We start from the raw sequence: 21,273 nt of genomic DNA, 5'->3' as shown, positions 1-21,273 counted from the left end.
ATTGTTAGCGTAATTCGTTTAAAAACTGATGGATACGTTGCGCATCTTTTCTTCCCGGTTTTACTTCAAAGCGACTGTTGAGATCGTAGCCCACCAGTAGGGGATGCTGAAACTCTTTGAGTGCTTTGGCGCTATAAGGATTGATACCGCCACTCAGTATGAAGGGAGTACGTCCTTTATAGATATGCAGAATGCTCCAGTCGAATTGATTGCCCGATCCTCCGCGTTGTTCGCATTTTGTGTCAAAGAGAAAGTATTTGCAGAAATTGCTGTAATTGTGTACGTTTTGCAGATCCTTTCTGCTGGCTATAGGGAATGCCTTGATAAGTTTCAGCCCTGACAACTGGAGTGACCGGCAATATTCCGGCGATTCATTTCCGTGTAATTGAATGAAGTCCAGACTGAAACGGTCGGCAAACATTTCTATTGTCTGCTTATCTTCGTTAACAAAGACTCCGACACGGCGGGCATTGGCAGGCATATAATCGGGCATTTCGCATAAGTAACGTGGAGATTTGGGATAGAAGATGAACCCGATCATGTCGATGTCCGGTGATTCTACTTCACGGATATTTTCTCCTTCACACATGCCGCAAACTTTGATTAATTTGTTGTTTACCATTTTCTTGAGGGATTAAGAGTTATTATGTGGTTATTTTATCTATAAAATCTTTGAGTGTTTCACCCGGTTGCCCGGTTCGCATAAAGGTTTCGCCGATAAGAAAGCCTCTGAAACCGGCATCGCGTAACTGAGATACGGTTTCTGGTTGAGAAAGTCCGCTTTCGGATACGCGTATGATGTCTTCCGGCAAATGTTCTGCCAGACGGAAGGAGTTGGCAACATCTGTATGAAAGCTCCCGAGGTTACGGTTGTTGATACCTACCATATCTGTCTCCTTATTTATATAAGTAAGCTCGTCTGCACTATGAATTTCGAGCAGAACTTCAAGACCGAGTTCGTGAGCTTTGGCAGTCAGTGCATGGCATTCGTCCTGTTCGAGTGCAGCAGCAATAAGCAGCACTGCATCGGCGCCTACGATACGGGCCTGGTAGAGCTGATACTCGTCGATAATGAACTCTTTCCTCAGAATGGGCAGATCCACCAACGGGCGGGCGATACGGATATCACGTAATGTTCCGCCAAAGAATTTCTCATCTGTAAGGATAGATAGTGCAGAAGCACCAGCAGCGGCATAATCGGGAATGATCTCCTCCGGACTGGCTGTTTCCTTTATCCAGCCTTTGGAGGGAGAACGGCGTTTGAACTCGGCAATAATACCACTGGAAGAAGTAGCTAATGCCTGTTTCATAGAGCGGGTAGGAGGGGCGTCACTAACCCCTTCGTATAATTGTTCGATTGTAATGGATTGCTTCTGCAACTCCACCTCAATCCGCTTGTTAGCGATAATTTCTGATAATATATCGGGCATAGGAAAAATAGTGATTAATGATTAGTGATGAGCGATTAGTGATAAGTGATTAGTGATAAGTGATTAGTGATTAGTGGGCTGCGCGATCATCCGCATGGCACTAATCACTCATCACTAATCACTCACCACTATTTACAAATTTCTTAAGCGTATCCAGTGCCCTTCCGCTTTCCAGCGACTCGCGGGCAAGGGCAATACACTCTTCTATTGGTTTCTCCGGACAAATCACATTGATGGCAAAGGCAGCATTGACAATTACTACATCTTTTTGTGCTTCGGTAGCTGTATTTGCCAGTACGTTGTCGAATATCCTTGCGGCATCTTCCGGTGTGTTTCCACCGTCCAGATCCATCTCTGTGTAACGAGAGAAACCGAGGCTTTCGGGGGTGTAAATTTTTTCACTCTCGCTGGTAGCTACTTTGAATTCCTTTGTCAGGGATATTTCGTCATATCCGTCCAGGCTGTGGACTACTGCGAACTTAATATTGCTTGCCTGATAAGTGTAGCTGTACAGACGAAGCAACGGCAGATTGTAGACGCCCAACAGCTGGTAGCTCGGTAGTACCGGATTGACCAATGGACCAAGCATATTGAAGAACGTACGTACTGCCAGTGATTTGCGTACCGGAGCTACTGCTTTGAGTGCCGGGTTGAAGAGGGGAGCGTGCAGATAAGCGATGTTACATCTCTCCATAGAACGCCGTAACTTATCAACATCATTGGTGAATTTCACACCGTGTTGTTCCATTACATTGCTGGCACCACTAACGGAAGTTGCTCCGTAGTTTCCATGTTTCACAACCGGAAAACCGGCTCCGGCTACTGTGAAGCAGGCTGCTGTAGAAATATTGAAGGTGTTTTTTCCATCACCACCCGTGCCTACAATGTCAATAGGAGAGAACTCACTCAGATCGACAGGGACCCGCATCTCGAGTAAAGCATCGCGAAAACCGCATAATTCTTCTACGGAGATATTGCGCATCAGAAAAACGGTGATCAGGGATGCCACCTGTACATCATTGTATTTGCCCTGTGCTATGTTTTGCAGGATGATACGGGCTTCGTCCCGTCCCAGGTATTGGTGCTCGAAGAGCTTATATAAAATCTGTTTCATACATTTATGCATTTAAAAAGTTCTGAATGATAACTTTGCCCTGTGGTGTCAACACCGATTCGGGATGGAATTGAATGCCATGTACATCGTACATCCGATGGCGCAATGCCATGATTTGCCCTTCCTGGCTTTCGGCTGTAATTTCCAGACACTCCGGGAAGGCGTTGCGGCTTACTACCCATGAATGGTAGCGCCCTACGGGTATTTCGTGTTCCAGATTCTGAAACAAAATATCGTCTTTGATGATATGAACCGGAGTTTGTACACCATGGTATACATCCGTAAGGTTTTCCAGTGTGGCACCGAATGCTTCGCCGATAGCCTGATGGCCCAGACAAACGCCGAGAATACTTTTGGTTGGGGCATATTGTTTGATGATGGGCAATAACAGACCGGCTTCTTCCGGTATACCGGGACCGGGTGAGAGGATGATCTTGTCAAAGCGTTCTATTTCACTGAGTGCAATCTGATCGTTGCGGAATACTTCTACGTCTTTGATTCCCAATTCTTTCACTACATGCAGCAAATTATAAGTGAAAGAGTCGTAGTTATCTAAAAGTAATATCTTCATTGTCTTTAATTTTTAAGTGTTACTGCCAGGTCTATTGCTTTCTTCAATGCACCCAACTTGTTGTTTACTTCCTGCAATTCATATTCGTCCTGGCTACGGGCTACAATACCGCCTCCTGCCTGGAGCCACAGTTCATTGTTACGACTCACAAAGGTACGAATTGTAATGGCTTGGTTCAAGTCTCCGTTTAGTCCGATGAATCCGATGCAACCACCATAGGCGCCGCGGTTGTGCGGCTCTATCTCACTGATGAGTTGCATGGCGCGTACTTTGGGTGCACCGCTAAGAGTACCTGCCGGGAAAGTGTCGATAAACGTTTTCATGGAGCTGCTCTCTTGGTTGAGTACTCCGCTGACGCGGCTGACCAGATGGATCACATGACTGTAATACTGTGGTTCTTTGTAGAACACTACACGCACGTCATGGCAGTTGCGGCTGAGATCATTTCGTGCCAGATCTACCAGCATGACATGCTCTGCATTCTCTTTCGGGTCTGCAAGCAGAGCCTCTGCGAGTTCTTTGTCTTTGATAGAGTCGCCTGTGCGGCGGGTAGTTCCTGCTATGGGATCAATACAGGCTTGTTTACCTTCAATTTTGCAGTGTGTTTCGGGAGATGAACCGAAGATGCGGTAACCGCCAAAGTCGAAATAAAACAGATAAGGGGAAGGGTTAATGCTGCGCAGAGCACGGTATACTTTGAAATCATCACCGGCATAAGGCTGTACGAATCTTCTCGATAAAACAATCTGGAAAACATCGCCACGCAGACAGTGTGCGATACCTTTGCGAACATTTGCTTTGTGTTGCTCATCGGTGATGGGGCTTGTTACCGGACCGGTCACGGAGAAGTTATAAGATGCGTAATTACGGTTCTCGATGGTAGATTCCAGTTCCGGCAATCCGCTCTCTTCTCCTTCGCTGAGCATTTCTACAAGCGTAAGCTCGTTTTTGAAATGGTTGAAGATGATGATATACTTATATAAGATGTACAATATATCCGGTGCATCATTCATCTGGTCGTGGCTCTCTTTAATGGGGATATGTTCAAAGTATTTCACGGCATTGAAAGTGGTATAACCGTAGAGTCCGCATACTTCCTTGTGTTCTCCCGATACATGGAAACAGTTAATGAAGCTGTTAATGGCATTTTCTACTGTGAAGGTTTCTGTCAACGGCTTTTCTTCGCGGGTATTGTCCGGATAGGTAGTAGTGACAAGGTCGTTGTTGACACCTACGCTTGCCAGTGGGCAGAGAGCGATGTATGACATGGAATTCTCTCCGGCATGGAAGTCTGAGCTTTCCATGAGTACCGATTGCGGATACATATCGCGTACCTTAAGGTAGATACTTACCGGAGTATGCAGGTCGCCAAGTACCTGTTTGCTATTGGTTTTATAATTAAACATGGGGTTATTTACGATTAGACGATTTACAATTTACGATTTACAATTTACGATTGAAACTACTTTGATTTACGATTAGACAATTTACAATTTACTATTTACGATTGAAGTTACTTTATTTATAAATAAGGGTAATCCCAATCGTAAATAGTAAATCGTCAAATCGTAAATCCCAAATAGGTTTCAATATCCTTATCTCCTCTTCCCGACACTGTTAATACTACCACATCTTCCGGGTTGAACTTTAACTTTTTGAGGGCACCTAATGCATGGGCCGATTCGAGTGCCGGAATGATTCCTTCCAGTTTTGTCAGTTCGTAGGCGGCTTCTATGGCTTCGTCGTCATTTACGCCCAGTACTGTGGCGCGATGCTGCGATGCAAGGTTGGCATGTATCGGTCCGATGCCCGGATAGTCCAATCCGGCAGAGATCGAGTAGGGTTCTTCGATCTGCCCGTCCTCGTCTTGGATGACGAAGGTACGTGCTCCGTGAATGATACCCATTTTTCCGAGTTGGATAGTTGCTGCAGTCTGTCCGGTTTCTACGCCCTTTCCTCCGGCCTCTGCCAGAACGATGCGTACCCGTTCGTCATCCAGATAATGATAGATAGTACCTGCAGCATTACTTCCTCCACCTACACAGGCGATAAGATAATCGGGATAGTCGCGTCCCTCTTTTTCTGCAAGTTGTTTTTTTATCTCTTCACTGATCACCGACTGCAACCGTGCTACCATGTCCGGGTAAGGGTGAGGACCAACCGTAGAGCCGATGATGTAATACGTGTCTGCCGGATGACAACACCAATCGCGTATTGCTTCGTTGGTAGCATCTTTCAATGTCATATTTCCCGATGTTACCGGGATAACTGTTGCGCCGAGCATTTTCATCTTCTCTACGTTGATGTGCTGGCGTTCCACATCTGTCTTGCCCATGTAGACAATGCACTCCATATTCATCAGTGCACAAACGGTGGCTGTAGCTACCCCATGTTGTCCGGCACCTGTTTCGGCGATGATACGAGTTTTGCCCATTCGGCGAGCCAGCAATATCTGGCCGATGGTATTGTTTATTTTATGAGCACCGGTATGGTTGAGGTCTTCCCGTTTCAGGTACATCTTACATCCGTATTTCTCTGAAAGGCGGCGTGCCAGGTAGAGAGGGGAGGGACGTCCTACGTAGTCGCGCAGTAGTTGGTCGAACTCCTGTTTGAAACTCTCATCATTCAGTACGGTGAGGTATGTATTCTTTAATTCTTCTACACATTTGTGAAGTATTTCGGGGATATATGCTCCGCCAAATTCTCCATAATAACCATCTTTGTCAACTTGATAACTTTTCATATATTCTTCTTTTTATAATTAAACTCTGTTGTAATGCCGGCTGAGCCGGGTTCGATAAATGGGCGGAAATGAAAAGAGCCCTGTCGCAGGTTGCGACAGGGCTCTTTCAAATCTGTTATATCTTTAATGAGGTATATACATACGAGCACTGCTCCCTTACGACTGTCGGAGTTGTAACGGGCGCCACCACCAATATGTATTTACTAACATTGTTCTCATTGTCTTTTGATGTTTTACGGGGGCAAATATAAACACATTGTTTGAAACAGCAAACAAAATCTTTCTTTTTTTATTCTTTCCGTTTGAAGAAAGTACTAAATAAACATTTCCTTCTCTTGATTTGTTTAATTATACAATTAATATTTAAACAGAAACCAAATTATGAAACAAAGGAAAGTCCTTATTACAATCGCTGTCGTTATTTTAATCTTACTGTTATTATACTGGCTTTTTGTAGCCGAAGATATTAACGCATGGCTTCCGGTGAACTAATATGAATTGTTCGTTTTTGTATGGTATTTCACCACAGAGTAACACAGAGTTCCACGGAGCAGTATTTATCTGATAAAACGCGGATTAACACATAAACGCAGATTAAAAGACTATAGTTCTTTATCATACATTTGTTTTCCTTTGCGAAAATCTGCGTTAATCTGTGTTTCAATAAAGATTTAAACTCTGTGGAACTCTGTGTTACTCTGTGGTGAACTGCTTCATTCCTGTACAGTCTTGAATGAATCTCTTTTTATAAAAGATTCTTCCTATATCGCAGTAGGATTGTTATCTTTGCACTTATCATTATTAAAGAAGTAATAACCTATGAACAACTTTATTTTTCAGAATCCCGTCAAGCTCATTATGGGACGTGGGATGATTGCTCAATTGAGTAAGGAAATTCCGTCCGATAAACGAATTATGATAACTTTTGGTGGTGGAAGCGTTAAGAAAAACGGCGTGTACGACCAAGTGAAAGAAGCTCTCAAAGATTATTTTACAGTAGAATTCTGGGGCATTGAACCCAACCCTGCTATCGAAACGTTGCGTAAAGCCATTGCTCTTGGAAAAGAACATAAAGTTGACTATCTGTTGGCAGTAGGTGGTGGTTCCGTCATTGACGGAACAAAATTGATAGCCGCCGGATTACTTTATGATGGAGATGCCTGGGATCTTGTGGCTGCCGGACGTCCGGTGACAAATACCGTGCCTCTTTCTACCGTACTCACTTTGCCTGCCACAGGATCGGAAATGAATAACGGGGCTGTAATCTCCCGTCACGAAACAAAGGAGAAATATTCTTTCTATGCCAACTATCCGCTCTTTTCTATCCTTGATCCTGAGGTGACGTTTACTCTGCCTCCTCATCAGGTAGCCTGCGGTATTGCCGATACATTTGTGCACGTAGTAGAGCAATATATGACTACTCCCGGTCAAAGCCGCCTTATGGACCGTTGGGCAGAAGGTATTTTGCAAACCCTTGTAGAGATTGCTCCGCAGATTCGCGAGAACCAGCATGACTACCAGTTGATGGCAGATTTTATGCTTTCTGCTACCATGGGACTGAATGGTTTTATAGCCATGGGAGTATCGCAAGACTGGGCTACACATATGATTGGGCATGAACTGACAGCTCTTCACGGATTGACGCACGGGCATACATTGGCCATTGTTTATCCGGCTACCTTGCGCGTGCTTCGTCGGTTCAAAGGAGACAAGATCCTGCAATATGGTGAACGCGTGTGGGGAATAACGTCCGGTACGAGAGAAGAACGCATTGATGAGGCTATCCGTTGTACCGAAGAGTTTTTCCGTTCCTTGGGACTCACTACCTGTTTGAGTGAAGAGGGGATCGGCAAAGAAACGATTGAAGAAATAGAACGTCGTTTTAATGCCCGTGGAGTGAAGTATGGCGAGAACGGAAATGTAACAGGTGCAGTGGCAAAAGAGATATTGGAAAGTGCTATTTAAGAGGTAGTACTTATCAATGTTTTAAAACAATCGTTTTGTTATATAACAAAGTTACAACATAATAGGGCTTCATTGTTCGCAAGACAATGAAGCCCTATTATCTTAAATACGTACTTAGTACACTTTGTCATAACTTAGGGTGGCTCTTTAGTGTCTATAAATTTATTGTAGCAAAAGTACGGAAGCAGGATGTAAGAAAAGTTACATTTCTGCTATGAACTTATTACAAAACTGGTTTGTTGTTTTAATATGTAAACTGAAACACCTATATTCGCAAAAAAGATTGGGTTGTATCCCGTTAAAAATATATAGAAAAATATGAAAACAATGAATTATTCCCTTATCCGTACTGTCTGTGCATTGATTATTGGCCTGGTACTTGTTCTTTGGCCCGACGCTGCGGTACAGTATCTTGTTATTACTCTTGGTGTGTTATTCCTGATTCCCGGTTTTATTTCTATTATCAGTTATTTTGCAGCTAAACCAGAGGAAGGTGTTTCACGTCGTTTTCCGATTGAAGGAACGGGTAGTTTGCTTTTCGGTCTCTGGTTGGTGGTAATGCCGGGATTCTTTGCCGATGTATTGATGTTCCTGCTTGGCTTTATCCTTATATTAGGAGGTGTGCAGCAGATAGCTTCGCTTTCAATGGCTCGTCGCTGGACGGTAGTTCCCGGTGCGTTTTATGTGGTACCCTCTCTTATCCTGCTTGCAGGTATTGTGGCTCTTTTCAATCCGACAGGAGCACGCAATACAGCATTTATGATTATCGGAGTAAGTAGCCTTATATACGCGGTATCTGAATTGGTGAACTGGTTTAAGTTTACACGCAATAAACCCAGAAAACCGGTATCAGATGATATTGAGGATGCGAAGATAATAGAGTAAAAAAAGAAGAGGCCTGCCTCACGGCAATCCTCCCCTGCAAACTTAAAACAACCAACAAAAGAAATATTTGAATAGTGATTAGTGGTTAGTGAATAGTGATTAATACTGTACTTATATGCCGCATGGCACTAATCACTCATCACTAATCACTCATCACTCATCGCTAAATCACTATTCACTATCTAATGAATAATAATTCCCGGTATTTGGGTAGCGTCCACATCTGGTTGTCAACGATGAGTTCCAGTTTGTCTATGTGGTAACGTATCTCTTCCAGGGCCGGTACTATGGTATCATGATAAGCGATGGCTTTTTCGCGTTCGCTTTCAATCTTGTTTGCCACTTTACGAGCTTCGATCATAGCATCTACATGCTCTTTTATGAAAGCTGTACGATCTGCTATTTCTTCGATAAGTTCCAGATTTTTAGCAGATAGTCTGGCGGCTTTCTCTTCCGGGAAGAGCGCGCGCATCTTGTACACATTATCAATCAGATCCGTTTGGTACTGTGTTGCAACCGGAATGATGTGGTTCATTGCCAGGTCACCCAAAACACGGGCTTCAATCTGGATTTTCTTGGTATAGGTTTCCCATTTCACTTCATTCCGGGCTTCCAGCTCTTTCTTTGTCATTACGCCTGTGGCTTCAAACATGGCAATGGTCTCCGGTTTCAGATAATTGTCGAAGATTAATGGAACGCTGGTTTCACAGTCCAATCCTCTTTTTTTAGCCTCTTCTTTCCACTCGTCACTATATCCGTTGCCGTCAAAGTGGATGGCTTTACACTCTTTGATGTATTTACGAATTACTTCCAGGATGGCCGAAACTTTGGGCTCACCTTTCTCTATCAGTGTATCTACATCTTTTTTGAACATCTTCAACTGAGCGGCAATAGCAGAGTTCAAGGCAATCATGGCACTGGCACAATTGGCTTCCGAGCCAACGGCACGAAACTCAAAACGGTTTCCGGTGAAGGCGAAAGGTGAGGTACGGTTACGGTCTGTATTGTCAATCAGTAATTCCGGGATCTGTGGAATGTCAAGTTTCATTCCTTGTTTGCCACTGAGGCTTACCAGATCATCTTTGGTACTCTCTTCAATGTGTTCCAGTACCTGAGACAATTGCTTGCCCAGGAAAGAAGAGATGATGGCAGGAGGTGCTTCGTTGGCTCCTAGTCGATGGGCATTTGTGGCACTTGAGATAGATGCTTTCAGTAAGCCGTTGTGGTGGTAAACAGCCATTAGTGTATTCACTACGAATGTCACAAAGCGCAGGTTGTCTTCCGGAGTCTTGCCCGGAGCCATTAACAGAATGCCCGTGTCTGTACCCAGTGACCAGTTGTTGTGTTTACCGCTACCATTTACTCCCTTGAATGGCTTTTCGTGTAATAATACCCGGAAACCGTGGCGGCGACTTATTTTGCGCATTAATGACATGATGAGCAGGTTGTGGTCATTTGCCAGATTGCATTCTTCAAAGATAGGAGCCAGTTCAAACTGGTTGGGTGCCACTTCGTTATGGCGTGTTTTTACGGGGATACCCAATTTAAGCGCTTCTATTTCGAGATCTTTCATAAAAGCCGCTACACGGGTAGGAATGGCACCGAAGTAGTGATCTTCCAGTTGCTGATTCTTAGCACTGTCATGCCCCATGAGTGTACGTCCTGTCATCAGCAAATCGGGGCGGGCGGCATAAAGACCTTCGTCTACCAGGAAATATTCCTGTTCCCATCCCAGATAGGCGATTACTTTCTTTACCTCCGGGTTGAAATAATGGCAAACGTCGACAGCTGCTTTATCTACGGCTCTCAGGGCTTTCAGCAGCGGAGCTTTATAGTCGAGTGCTTCGCCTGTATACGCTATGAATACAGTTGGGATGCACAATGTATCATCTACAATAAATGCAGGTGAGGAAGGATCCCAGGCTGAGTATCCACGGGCTTCGAAAGTATTACGGATTCCTCCGTTAGGGAAGGATGAGGCATCCGGCTCCTGCTGAACAAGTAACTTGCCGGAGAATTCTTCCATTACACCTCCTTTGCCATCGTGTTCAATAAAGGCATCATGTTTTTCGGCAGTACCTTCGTTCAGTGGAGCAAACCAGTGGGTATAGTGAGTGACTCCCATTTCGCTGGCCCACTTTTTCATTCCGGCAGCTACTTCATCGGCTATGCTGCGATCCAGTGAAGCACCATTGTCAATAACGTCAATCAATTTGTTGTATACCTTACTTGACAGGTATCTGAACATCTTTTCTTTGTTGAATACGTACTTTGCAAAGTACTCCGAAGGCCGTTCCGAAGGAGGAACCACTTCTACCGCTTTTTTCTTGAAAGCTGTTTCTACTACTCTGAATCTTAGTTTTGACATAATCTTTTGATTTATGATTGATGGAATTATGATAGATTAGTTATATGCTGATTCTCCGTGCTCGTAAATGTCGAGACCTTCTTCTTCGACACGTGCCGGAACACGTAATCCGTGAACTTTATCGAGCAGCTTGAAGATAACAAAACCCATGCCGGCTGCCCAGCAACCTACTATGACTGCTCCAAATACTTGTGCTCCAAAGAATCCGAAAGTACCTGTATAGAATACTCCTTCGCTTGTAGAGAACAATCCGGTGAGCAGTGTGCCTAAGAAACCACAAACACCATGTACGGAACTTGCACCTACGGGGTCGTCTATTTTCAGTACCTTGTCAATGAAGTCTACTGAGAATATCATTACAACCCCACAGATAGCACCAATCAGTACAGCCCCTGCTGCCGACACACAATCACATCCGGCTGTGATGCCTACCAATCCGGCAAGGATACCGTTCAATGTAAGTGATAAAGAGGGTTTTCCGTATTTCCACCAACTCACTACGAGGGCGAAGAAACCACCGGCACAAGCTGCCAGATTCGTAGTCAAAAACACATGGGAAATTGCTATCTGATCGGGGGTAGAAGCTGCTGCCAGTTGAGAACCGGGGTTAAAACCGAACCAACCGAACCACAGGACAAATACGCCCAATGCTGCAATCGTCAGGTTGTGTCCCGGAATGGCTTTTGATTTCCCGTCTTTTCCATATTTGCCAATACGTGGACCGAGAATGGCTGCACCTACCAATGCTATCCAGCCTCCGACGGAGTGAACTACGGTTGAACCGGCAAAGTCATGGAAAGTTGTGCCGAACAGGTTCATCATAAATGAGCCCTCTTCGCCGTTCATGAGCCAACCTCCTCCCCAGGTCCAGTGTCCTGAAATGGGATAGATCAATACACTGATGCAGATGGTATAAACGATGTACATAGAGAATTTAGTACGCTCGGCCATAGCCCCTGAGACAATGGTGGCTGCTGTGGCACAAAATACAGTCTGGAATATCAGAAAACCCTCTGAAGGGAGTCCGCCACCTTCATAGAACGACAAGTTGAAGAAGTGGGGCATACCGATGAATCCACCTGCGCCGAACATCAGTCCGAAACCGATGAACCAGTAGAGTAACGAACCGAACATGAAATCGACAAAGTTCTTCATTAGAATATTGGCGGTGTTCTTTACCCTTGTGAATCCGGCTTCTACCAGTGCAAACCCCGGTTGCATGAAGAATACCAGCATTGCCGCCAATAACATCCATACAGTGTTCAGTCCGTTAGCCAATTCTCCTATTGTATCCGGTGCAGTTTCCGTAACCGGGGTTTCTGTTGCCGTAGTGATTGTTTCCGTTACGGCAGTTGTTACTGTTGTAGCGTCTACAAGGGTTGTATCCTGAGCGAGTGTTTCTGTTGCGAAGCACAGTGCAAAAAGCATAGCACTGGCCAACCACAGCTTTGTAATGCTGTGCTTTCTATATGTATCCATAATTTTGATGTCTTTGAATTGTACTACTTTCTTTATTTTCTAATGGTCCGTATCAGGAATCCGGTCACGCCGTGCTATCGCTCCTGTTCGGCATTATAGAGAGCAATGTCGCCTCGCTCTCCTGTGCGGATGCGGATAGCATCTTCTATCGGAATAACAAAAATACGTCCGTCTCCGATCTCTCCGGTTTGTGCTGATCTGACAATCGCCTGAACGGTCTTTTCTGTATTCTTGTCACGTACTACAATCGAAATAAGAATTCGCTCAATAGAGCTTGTGTCATATACCACACCACGGTAAATACGTCCCTGGCGTGCTTTGCCTATACCTCTTACGTCATAGTAAGAGAACCACTCAATGTCTGCATCCAGAAGCGCATCTTTCACTTCCTCGAATTTGGTTTTACGGATAATAGCTTCAATCTTTTTCATATACCTTCTTGAATTAGTGTGTTTTGTATTTCTTTTAGAAACTCATGCCGAACACCAGATATGTCTTGTCCATAGCGGGTGATACGGTGGCCTGTACAAAGATTGGGATAGAAAAACTATCTGTTACTTTGATTGATCTGGCTGCCTTCAGCGAGATATCCGTGAGGCCGCTGATCTTCTCACCTGTGTATAAATAAGATTTAGTTGATACACCGATGGAGGGAGTCAATGTGATGTCTCCCGGACAGGCGATATCATACGAGGCATTGAAGTAAGTGGAGAAGTTCTGGTTGTCCTCCGGGTTCTTATCTGCTCCGGCAAACATGGTTGCTACGGACAGAGTCAGCGGTACTTTTTCTCCGAAATGGTAACTCAATGCACCTTCAAAATAATGGCTGTCTTTATAATAGCCATATTTACCGCTTTCGCCGGACCACCAGTAGTCTGTCACTGTAATACCAAATCCACCAATGCTGTAACCTAGCGTGATGTCGAATTCTTTGGGTTCGAGATCTGTGATACTGGTGCTTCCCCATGCCGACAGTGATACCCCTTTATAGGCCAGCCCTAAAGAAGGTTGAACAGAGGTACCGGAGCCTTGGTCGAAACCACGCCATACGTATTTGTTTACTACGTCGGCTCCCAGTGAAACCTCAAATTTGTCTTGTGCCATTGTGGTTGTTGGAATGAGCATTCCAACTATCGCTACTGCTACTCCCCCTAATTTTTTGTTAATCGTCGTTTTCATCGTCTTTTTACCTTTAAATTAGAAAAATTGTGGATGTACGGTCCAACTGTTATATAGTAGCGCGCTAATATTATCTTTGTAAATTAAAAATTATATATTGAAAATTAGAGTTACGAGGGTAGGGGATTGTTTTAATTTCTAATTTTCAATTTTTAACTGCTTTACAGCCAGTTTTTTATTCTTCTCATAGCTTCGATACAATCATTGCGTTCACCAAATGCTGTGAGGCGGATATATCCTTCTCCGCTTGGGCCAAAGCCTATACCCGGTGTACCTACTACGTTGGCTTCGTAGAGCAGCTGGTCGAAGAACTTCCATGAACTTGCTCCATTTGGGGTTTTAACCCAGAGATAGGGAGCATTTACCCCTCCGTAAACTTTTAGTCCGGTGCTTTCAAGTCCCTCTTTCATGATATGGGCATTGGTCATATAATAATCTATGGTCTCTTGTATCTGCTTTTTTCCTTCCGGGGTGTAAATCGCTTCAGCAGCCCGTTGGGTGATATAAGAGGTACCGTTGAATTTTGTACATTGCCGGCGATTCCATAGGCGGTTCAGAGGGATGCGGTCTCCTCCGAGAGTGGCTGCCGTCAGTTCTTTGGGCACTACGGTATATCCGCAACGTACTCCGGTGAAACCTGCTGTCTTCGAGAAGCTTCGGAATTCAATGGCGCATTTTTTGGCTCCTTTGACTTCGTAAATGGAGTGTGGGACGTCTGGTTCCCGGATATATGCTTCGTAGGCTGCATCAAACAATATCAGCGTATCATTGGCCAGTGCATAGTCCACCCATTTCTTCAGTTCTGCTTTGGTTAGCGTTGTCCCTGTCGGGTTGTTAGGGTAGCAGAGGTACACAATGTCGATACGTTTATCGGGTATCTCCGGGATGAAATTGTTTTCGCTTGTACAAGGCATGTACGTCACGTTACTCCATTTACCACTATCTTCTTCCAATACGCCTGCGCGTCCACACATCACATTGCTGTCTATGTATACCGGATAAATAGGGTCTGTAACTCCTACGCTGTTGTCATGGCGCAGAATATCCCCGATGTTTCCCGTATCACTTTTGGCTCCGTCACTGATGAATATTTCTGAGTTGGAAAAGTGAATTCCCCGGGATGCATAGTCATTTTTGATAACGGCTTCGATAAGGAAGTCGTATCCCTGTTCCGGACCATATCCATGGAAGGTTTCGGCATGAGCCAATTCTTCTACGGCTTTGTGCATTGCTTCGATACAGGCCGGAGGCAATGGACGGGTGACATCTCCGATACCCAGGCGGATAATGTCTTGCTTCGGGTGTGTGATCCTGAATGTATTTACCTTTTTCGCAATATCCGAGAATAAATAACTTCCCGGTAATTTCAGGAAATGTTCGTTTACAAGTGCCATATTGTTGTTGTTTTAAGTTTATCGTTTTATATACTCTCTCTCTTATTCTCTTTTATTCTTCTGTTTCTATTGTTCCGTCAAAAACCTTTGTTGCGGGACCAGTCATAAACACGTGATTCGTTTTCTCATCCCATTCGATGGTCAGCGTTCCGCCATCCATGATAATATCTGATTTTCGTCCGGCTTTACCTCTTATGACGGCAGCTACGGCAGTGGCACAAGCTCCTGTTCCACAGGCTTGGGTAATTCCCGAACCTCTTTCCCACACACGCATTCTTATTTTATGATCGTCTAATACCTGTGCAAATTCTACGTTGGTACGGTCGGGGAAAAGTGGGTTGTTTTCCAGCTCCGGACCAATCTTTTGGAGGTCTATTCCGTTAATATCCTCCACAAAAGTTACCAGATGCGGATTTCCCATAGATACTTTGGTAGAAACATATGAATATGTATCGCTGAAGTCAATGATTCCTATCTCCGACGGTTCTCCCATATCTACTGTTACAGCCGTTACTGTTTCGTTTTCTACATTAAGTTTTAGTATTTTGATGCCTGAGAGCGTATCCAGAGTAATGGCCGTTCTGCCGGTCAATCCATATTCGAATAAGTATTTGCCTATACACCGGCTTGCATTGCCACACATCATTGCTTCCGAGCCGTCTGCATTGAAAATGCGCATACTGAAGTCTGCTTTATCAGAAGTGCCAATCAAAACAAGTCCGTCGCTTCCTATTCCTGTGTGGTATGCACTCCATTCAATGGCTTTCTTCTCCGGATTTGTGACCGGGTATCTGGTAGTATCTATATAGATATAATCATTGCCTGCTCCATGCATTTTAGTGAATTGAATTCTTTTTATCATTTTGCTCTTTATTTATCAATTGATATATCCTTTTGTTTTAATACAATGCAAAGATATGTCTTTTTGCTTTATATTTTGCTTAAATATATATCTAATATCTATTTATTTTATTGAGTCTTTCAATTTTGTTAAACAGGGGTGTTTATACTTGTAATTTGAAATATAAAAGGATGATATACTAATAAACTATTATAGAGTCGTTTTGTTTTGCATATTCTTCCGTTATATATGAGAGGTTTGAATACTTGATTTAGATCAATTGAGGTGTTTTGGGAACAAAAAGGGGTACTATGGAATTGACAAAATGAAAGGATATTACGCTGATTATTGTCTTAATGTGATTATAAATCGGGCTTATATTCGTTATAAAACCAGTTATAGTGAAACCTTTTCTTATTGCTTTTGTTGATGTGGGGTATAATTATAAAAAAACAATAAACAATGGATGATGTAACCAAACAATTAGAGGCAGCAGCTCAAACCAGTCACTTGGTTTTGATTTTCTTTTATGCCGACTGGGCTCCCCATTATAATTGGCTGGAACCGGCTATCAATGAGTATGAGAAAAGAGTAGTTGAACTTATTGAAGTAAATATTGAGACCGATAAAGCAGTGGCCGATTCTTATAATATAGGAACTGTGCCGGCATTCGTTTTACTGCATAGAGGTAAGGAGTTATGGAGGCAGATAGGCGAATTGACCGTTGATCAGCTCCGGCTGGTGTTATCGGAGTTCTGAGAAATAGGAGAAATTAGTGATTAGTGAAGGAGTGATTAGTGATTAGTGAAGGGTGATTAGTGATTAGTGAAGGGTGATTAGTGATTAGCGAAGGGTGATTAGTGATTAGCGAAGGAGTGATTAGCGATTAGTGAAGGGTGATTAGTGATTAGCGAAGGAGTGATTAGCGATTAGTGAAGGAATGATTAGTGCAAATAATAGCGCAGCCCACTAATCACTAATCACTAATCGCTAATCACTAATTTCTCACCTTCTCCTGCAATAAAATCGGCTCGTTCGTAGTAATGAAATCTATATTCTTTTCGATGAGCCATTTCATATCTTTGGGTTTGTTTACTGTCCAGGCATTAACTTTCAGCCCCAGGTCATGACATTCTTTGATCCATTCGGGATGTCTCTGGAAAACACTCAGATGATAATCCGGTCCGGCACATCCCATTTCTTTTAATTCTTTCGGGGTTAATTTTCCATCCAGATAGAATACAGGCGTACCGGCAGGTGCCAACCGGATAAACTCTTTGGTGGCATGCAATGAAAAGGTAATGTACTCCATTCTCTTTTCCAATCCTAACTTCTTGACCATATTTACTATTTTTTCAACAGCCAGCGTTTCGCGTTCGGGTCTGCTATGCGCTTTTAGTTCGAGGATGAGCTGTGTTTTGGTTTTCTTGGCAGCTTTGAGATATTGTTCCAGTGTGGGGAGCTGTTCACCATTGTCCAGTTTGAGTGAGGTAAGTGTTGCAGCCGTGGAACGTTCCATGCTTTTTAGTTTGAAAATAGGATCATGATTCACCACTAACTTATCATCAGCTGTGAGCCACACATCAAATTCGGAACCGTAGCAACCGATAGAATCAGCCTTCAGAAGGGCAGCGATACTGTTTTGTGCCGAACCATCTGTTTTCCAGTAACCACGATGGGCGATAACCTGGGTTTGAGCTATTGCACTGTAAGTTGAGAGAACCAGGGCGGAGGTAAGAAGGATTTTCTTTATTTTCATACTATATAATTCTGTGAGTTGGTAGAGTGAGACAAAGGTAAAGAAGATATTATGAATTGCAAGTTATGGATTGCGAATTTGTGTGAAAAGAGTGGATATAAATGGACTGATAGGGAGAATGGAATTACAGGAATATTACAATGCTCCTGAGGCATTTCCTATTCCGCATGGAAAGGTACGCCGTGTGATAGTTCATTGAAACGCAGATGAACGCAGATTTTCGCAAATGGAAAACAAGATGATAAAGAACTATAGTCTTTTAATCTGCGTTTATTTGCGCTAATCTGCGTTTCATCAGATAAATAGTACTCTGTGAAACTCTGTGGTGAGTTCAGTTCACTTCTGAATAACTTTGAACTGAATATCCAACTATTGATTCACATTATTAGTTAGTAAGCCTCTTCGTGCACATCTTTTACGGCTCGTCCGCTTGGCTCATTCTTGCCCTGGAAGGAAGCGTCCCATGCCAATGCTTCTGCTGTGGAGCAAGCTACGCTTGGTACACTTGGTACACTTCTTGCCGCCGATGCACTGGGGAAGTGTTCTTCGAAAATGCTTCGGTAATAATATTCTTCTTTATTCTGCGGTGTGTTGACCGGGAAACGGTCTGCCGCCTTTGCCATTTGTTCATCACTTATAGCGGTGGCAGTGATTGCTTTCAATGTATCAATCCAACTGTAGCCTACTCCGTCACTGAACTGTTCTTTTTGTCTCCATGCTACACTTTCGGGCAACATATCTGCAAAGGCTTCACGCACAATTTTCTTTTCTATCACTTTGCCCGGAGCCATTTTAGCTTTCGGGTTGAGGCGCATGGCAACATCCAGAAACTCTTTATCGAGGAATGGAACGCGTCCTTCTACTCCCCAGGCCGACAAACTTTTGTTGGCCCGCAGGCAATCATAAAGATACAGTTTGGAGAGTTTACGAACGGTTTCATCATGGAAGGCATGGGCGTCGGGTGCTTTGTGGAAGTAGAGATAACCGCCGAATATCTCATCTGCTCCTTCACCACTAAGTACCATTTTGATTCCCATTGATTTGATAACGCGTCCCAGCAGATACATTGGGGTAGAGGCACGAACGGTGGTAACGTCGTATGTTTCGATAAAGTAGATAACATCACGAAGTGCATCGAGACCTTCCTGAATGGTGTAATTTATTTCGTGATGTACGGTTCCGATATATTCGGCAACTTCGCGGGCTTTGATAAGATCGGGGGCTCCTTTCAGACCGATTGCAAAGGAGTGGAGCTGTGGCCACCAGGCATCACTGGCTCCATCGGTTTCGATACGTTTGGCAGCATATTTCTTGGCTATGGCTGAGATCACTGAAGAATCCAACCCTCCGCTCAGTAACACGCCATAAGGCACATCGCTCATTAATTGGCGGTGTACGGCTTCTTCAAGTGCATCGTGTAAGTCGGTTACAGAGGCAGGGTTGTTTTTTACTGCTTCATAGTCTGTCCAGTCGCGGGTGTACCATTGTTTCATTTTTCCCTCTTTACTATAAAAATAATGGCCGGGAAGGAATGGTTCGTATTCGTCACAGAAACCTTCAAGAGCTTTCAGTTCACTGGCTACGTAGATTGTTCCATCTGCATCATGTCCTATATAAAGAGGTATTACGCCGATAGGGTCACGGGCGATAAGGAATTCATCCCGTTCTTCATCGTAAAGAGCAAAAGCGAAGATGCCGTTCAACTCTTCGAGGAAATGAATACCTTTGTCCTGGTAAAGTGCCAGAATGACTTCGCAGTCACTACCTGTCCGGAATTCATAGCGTCCGGCATACCGGGTACGTATTTCACGGTGATTATAGATTTCGCCGTTAACGGCAAGAATTTGTTTACGATTGGGGGAGTAAAGGGGCTGTCCTCCACTTTGCGGATCTACAATGGAAAGGCGTTCGTGTGCAAGGATCGCACTGCCTCCGGTGTAAATACCACTCCAATCCGGACCACGATGACGGATTTTCTGTGCCATGCGTAACGCTTTGTTCCGCAACTCTTCTGATTGGCTCTTAATCTTGAATATACCTACTATTCCACACATAACTTTGATTTACGATTTTACGATTTACGATATACGATTGAAGTTACTTTGATTTACGATTTTACAATTTACAATTTACTATTTACGATTGATGTTACTTTGATTTACGATTACTTGTAGTAACTTCAATCGTAAATTGTAAAATCGTAAATCAGATCGTTTTATCTATCTCAGCAGCAATTTTTCGTCCTCCCGCCATGGCACGTACAACAAGGCTTGCTCCGGTTGCTGCATCACCGGCGATGAATACATTCTTGGGGAATGTTGGCTGTTCCGGTTTGAGGAATCCCATTGCAAGCAATACTATATCGGCTTCGATAATCTCTTTCTTTCCGGTTGGTACCATCGTGGGGCGTCCTCCATCAGCAGGAGGTGTCCATTCCACTTGTTCAACTTCTACACCGGTTACTTTACCATTTTTGCCAATGAATTGGTTGGAAGTGAGCGACCAGCGGCGGATACAACCTTCTTCGTGTGAAGAAGTCGTTTTGAGTACTACCGGCCATTGCGGCCATGGAGTAGCGTCATTGTGCCCAACGGGTGGTTGTGGCATGATCTCTATCTGTGTTACGCTAATAGCTCCCTGACGTATACTGGTTCCGATACAGTCCGATCCGGTATCGCCACCACCGATAACAAGTACTTTTTTTCCTTTGGCACTTATCAGTTTGTCTTTAGAGAAAGTTTGTCCTTCCACAATCCGGTTCTGTTGTGAAAGCATTTCCAAGGCGAAATGTATACCTTTCAATTCACGACCCGGGATAAGAAGATCTCGTGGCGTCTCTGCTCCGGTACAGATGCAGTATGCGTCGAACCCTTCCGGCAGATGGGTGGGATCTATGGTTGTATTCATTTCAAAACGGATACCCTCTGCTTTAAGTAGTTGGATACGGCGGTCTATGATATTTTTGTTCAGTTTGAAGTTGGGGATACCGAAACGTAGCAGTCCTCCCGGAGCCTCTGCCTTGTCGAACAGAGTGACGGTGTATCCTTTCCGGTTTAGTTGGTTGGCTGCTGCCAGTCCGGCAGGGCCTGCACCAATCACAGCTACCTGTTTTCCATTGCGTTGTGGCATTACCGGCATGACATATCCTTCCCGGAAAGCAGCTTCTATGATAGCTGCCTCGTTCTCCCGGATAGTCACAGGTTCATCACAAGACAGTTTCAATACACAACTTTTCTCACAAAGTGCCGGACAGATACGCCCTGTAAACTCCGGAAAGTCACACGTGGCAGCCAGTATTTCATAAGCTTCCTTCCACTTTCCTTTGTAGAGGGCGTCTTGCCACTCAGGCTGTTTGTTACCCAGCGGGCATGCCCAGTGGCAGAAGGGTACACCACAGTCCATACAGCGTGATGCCTGTAGCTTACGGTCGTGGGTGTTAAGGGTTTGTTCTACTTCACTATAGTCAGTGATACGTTCATATACGGGGCGATATCCGGCCTCCTGACGGCGTATGGTTAAAAATGCTTTAGGATCTCCCATGATGA

The 21,273-nt window shown here is 44.1% G+C and carries 18 protein-coding genes; 3 read left to right on the top strand and 15 right to left on the bottom strand.

All coding sequences use genetic code 11. The features are described 5' to 3' along the window. Positions 1-4 precede the first annotated feature (4 nt). From VCM39_RS12885 to trpB, 6 genes are all read right to left on the bottom strand, one after another. Entirely contained in the window at positions 5-622 is a 618-nt protein-coding gene (locus VCM39_RS12885) for a phosphoribosylanthranilate isomerase (protein ID WP_221649033.1), read from the bottom strand. A gap of 22 nt (positions 623-644) precedes the next feature. After that, a complete protein-coding gene (gene trpC / locus VCM39_RS12880; RefSeq protein WP_221649032.1) occupies positions 645-1,430 on the bottom strand; it encodes an indole-3-glycerol phosphate synthase TrpC in 786 nt (261 codons plus the stop codon). Positions 1,431-1,548: 118 nt separating this feature from the next. Further along, entirely contained in the window at positions 1,549-2,544 is a 996-nt protein-coding gene (trpD, locus tag VCM39_RS12875) for an anthranilate phosphoribosyltransferase (protein ID WP_322932514.1), read from the bottom strand. Between the two features lie 4 nt (positions 2,545-2,548). After that, positions 2,549-3,115, bottom strand: coding sequence for an anthranilate synthase component II (locus VCM39_RS12870; protein ID WP_002560840.1), 567 nt, complete (start codon positions 3,113-3,115; stop codon positions 2,549-2,551). A gap of 5 nt (positions 3,116-3,120) precedes the next feature. After that, positions 3,121-4,521 carry an anthranilate synthase component I family protein gene (locus VCM39_RS12865; protein WP_007485072.1) on the bottom strand — a complete coding sequence of 467 codons (1,401 nt, stop codon included), beginning with the start codon at positions 4,519-4,521 and terminating at the stop codon, positions 3,121-3,123. 155 nt (positions 4,522-4,676) lie between these two features. Further along, on the bottom strand, positions 4,677-5,858 hold the full coding sequence (trpB, locus tag VCM39_RS12860; protein WP_322932515.1) for a tryptophan synthase subunit beta: 1,182 nt from the start codon (positions 5,856-5,858) through the stop codon (positions 4,677-4,679). 819 nt (positions 5,859-6,677) lie between these two features. Between trpB and VCM39_RS12855 the strand changes: the two genes are divergently transcribed. Both VCM39_RS12855 and VCM39_RS12850 read left to right on the top strand, forming a co-directional pair. Then, positions 6,678-7,823 carry an iron-containing alcohol dehydrogenase gene (locus VCM39_RS12855; RefSeq protein ID WP_322932516.1) on the top strand — a complete coding sequence of 382 codons (1,146 nt, stop codon included), beginning with the start codon at positions 6,678-6,680 and terminating at the stop codon, positions 7,821-7,823. Positions 7,824-8,141: 318 nt separating this feature from the next. Continuing rightward, positions 8,142-8,708, top strand: coding sequence for an HdeD family acid-resistance protein (locus tag VCM39_RS12850; RefSeq protein ID WP_289294204.1), 567 nt, complete (start codon positions 8,142-8,144; stop codon positions 8,706-8,708). A 178-nt stretch (positions 8,709-8,886) separates the two neighbouring features. Here the strand turns inward: VCM39_RS12850 and VCM39_RS12845 are convergent, their stop codons facing one another. The 6 genes from VCM39_RS12845 to dapF form a co-directional block, all read right to left on the bottom strand. Further along, the gene (locus tag VCM39_RS12845; protein ID WP_322932517.1) at positions 8,887-11,076 is read right to left on the bottom strand and encodes a glutamine synthetase III; all 2,190 of its coding nucleotides are present in this window, start codon (positions 11,074-11,076) and stop codon (positions 8,887-8,889) included. Between the two features lie 36 nt (positions 11,077-11,112). After that, positions 11,113-12,555 carry an ammonium transporter gene (locus VCM39_RS12840; RefSeq protein WP_322932518.1) on the bottom strand — a complete coding sequence of 481 codons (1,443 nt, stop codon included), beginning with the start codon at positions 12,553-12,555 and terminating at the stop codon, positions 11,113-11,115. Between the two features lie 74 nt (positions 12,556-12,629). Further along, complete coding sequence (locus tag VCM39_RS12835; RefSeq protein WP_221649024.1) at positions 12,630-12,986, bottom strand: P-II family nitrogen regulator; 357 nt, start codon at positions 12,984-12,986, stop codon at positions 12,630-12,632. Between the two features lie 34 nt (positions 12,987-13,020). Further along, positions 13,021-13,734 (bottom strand): hypothetical protein, encoded by a 714-nt coding sequence (locus VCM39_RS12830; protein ID WP_322932519.1) that lies wholly within the window; start codon positions 13,732-13,734, stop codon positions 13,021-13,023. A 161-nt stretch (positions 13,735-13,895) separates the two neighbouring features. After that, positions 13,896-15,128 carry an LL-diaminopimelate aminotransferase gene (locus VCM39_RS12825; RefSeq protein WP_321028767.1) on the bottom strand — a complete coding sequence of 411 codons (1,233 nt, stop codon included), beginning with the start codon at positions 15,126-15,128 and terminating at the stop codon, positions 13,896-13,898. Between the two features lie 52 nt (positions 15,129-15,180). Further along, a complete protein-coding gene (dapF, locus tag VCM39_RS12820; protein ID WP_322932520.1) occupies positions 15,181-15,990 on the bottom strand; it encodes a diaminopimelate epimerase in 810 nt (269 codons plus the stop codon). A gap of 441 nt (positions 15,991-16,431) precedes the next feature. Between dapF and VCM39_RS12815 the strand changes: the two genes are divergently transcribed. Further along, on the top strand, positions 16,432-16,728 hold the full coding sequence (locus VCM39_RS12815; RefSeq protein ID WP_002560828.1) for a thioredoxin family protein: 297 nt from the start codon (positions 16,432-16,434) through the stop codon (positions 16,726-16,728). A 238-nt stretch (positions 16,729-16,966) separates the two neighbouring features. Here VCM39_RS12815 and VCM39_RS12810 read toward each other — a convergent pair whose 3' ends face one another. From VCM39_RS12810 to VCM39_RS12800, 3 genes are all read right to left on the bottom strand, one after another. Then, positions 16,967-17,728, bottom strand: a complete 762-nt coding sequence (locus tag VCM39_RS12810) for a glycerophosphodiester phosphodiesterase family protein (protein ID WP_195348982.1) — start codon at positions 17,726-17,728, stop codon at positions 16,967-16,969. 389 nt (positions 17,729-18,117) lie between these two features. Continuing rightward, positions 18,118-19,782, bottom strand: a complete 1,665-nt coding sequence (gene asnB / locus VCM39_RS12805; RefSeq protein WP_322932521.1) for an asparagine synthase B — start codon at positions 19,780-19,782, stop codon at positions 18,118-18,120. Between the two features lie 151 nt (positions 19,783-19,933). Next, positions 19,934-21,268, bottom strand: a complete 1,335-nt coding sequence (locus tag VCM39_RS12800; RefSeq protein ID WP_322932522.1) for a glutamate synthase subunit beta — start codon at positions 21,266-21,268, stop codon at positions 19,934-19,936. Positions 21,269-21,273 lie beyond the last annotated feature (5 nt).

It is taken from the genome of Bacteroides mucinivorans (genome assembly GCF_034654355.2).
Taxonomy (GTDB): domain Bacteria; phylum Bacteroidota; class Bacteroidia; order Bacteroidales; family Bacteroidaceae; genus Bacteroides; species Bacteroides nordii.
Note: the sequence above shows the minus strand (reverse complement) of the source record. Positions and strands in the feature narration are given on the sequence as shown.

Excerpts from the sequence above, each read along its gene's own strand:
- trpB (WP_322932515.1), bottom strand. The coding sequence starts at position 5,858 with ATGAAAAGTTATCAAGTTGACAAAGATGGTTATTATGGAGAATTTGGC.
- trpD (WP_322932514.1), bottom strand. The coding sequence starts at position 2,544 with ATGAAACAGATTTTATATAAGCTCTTCGAGCACCAATACCTGGGACGG.
- trpC (WP_221649032.1), bottom strand. The coding sequence starts at position 1,430 with ATGCCCGATATATTATCAGAAATTATCGCTAACAAGCGGATTGAGGTG.
- VCM39_RS12800 (WP_322932522.1), bottom strand. The coding sequence starts at position 21,268 with ATGGGAGATCCTAAAGCATTTTTAACCATACGCCGTCAGGAGGCCGGA.
- VCM39_RS12850 (WP_289294204.1), top strand. The coding sequence starts at position 8,142 with ATGAAAACAATGAATTATTCCCTTATCCGTACTGTCTGTGCATTGATT.
- VCM39_RS12815 (WP_002560828.1), top strand. The coding sequence starts at position 16,432 with ATGGATGATGTAACCAAACAATTAGAGGCAGCAGCTCAAACCAGTCAC.
- VCM39_RS12835 (WP_221649024.1), bottom strand. The coding sequence starts at position 12,986 with ATGAAAAAGATTGAAGCTATTATCCGTAAAACCAAATTCGAGGAAGTG.
- VCM39_RS12865 (WP_007485072.1), bottom strand. The coding sequence starts at position 4,521 with ATGTTTAATTATAAAACCAATAGCAAACAGGTACTTGGCGACCTGCAT.
- VCM39_RS12845 (WP_322932517.1), bottom strand. The coding sequence starts at position 11,076 with ATGTCAAAACTAAGATTCAGAGTAGTAGAAACAGCTTTCAAGAAAAAA.
- VCM39_RS12825 (WP_321028767.1), bottom strand. The coding sequence starts at position 15,128 with ATGGCACTTGTAAACGAACATTTCCTGAAATTACCGGGAAGTTATTTA.
- VCM39_RS12840 (WP_322932518.1), bottom strand. The coding sequence starts at position 12,555 with ATGGATACATATAGAAAGCACAGCATTACAAAGCTGTGGTTGGCCAGT.
- VCM39_RS12830 (WP_322932519.1), bottom strand. The coding sequence starts at position 13,734 with ATGAAAACGACGATTAACAAAAAATTAGGGGGAGTAGCAGTAGCGATA.
- VCM39_RS12870 (WP_002560840.1), bottom strand. The coding sequence starts at position 3,115 with ATGAAGATATTACTTTTAGATAACTACGACTCTTTCACTTATAATTTG.
- VCM39_RS12855 (WP_322932516.1), top strand. The coding sequence starts at position 6,678 with ATGAACAACTTTATTTTTCAGAATCCCGTCAAGCTCATTATGGGACGT.
- VCM39_RS12885 (WP_221649033.1), bottom strand. The coding sequence starts at position 622 with ATGGTAAACAACAAATTAATCAAAGTTTGCGGCATGTGTGAAGGAGAA.
- dapF (WP_322932520.1), bottom strand. The coding sequence starts at position 15,990 with ATGATAAAAAGAATTCAATTCACTAAAATGCATGGAGCAGGCAATGAT.
- VCM39_RS12810 (WP_195348982.1), bottom strand. The coding sequence starts at position 17,728 with ATGAAAATAAAGAAAATCCTTCTTACCTCCGCCCTGGTTCTCTCAACT.
- asnB (WP_322932521.1), bottom strand. The coding sequence starts at position 19,782 with ATGTGTGGAATAGTAGGTATATTCAAGATTAAGAGCCAATCAGAAGAG.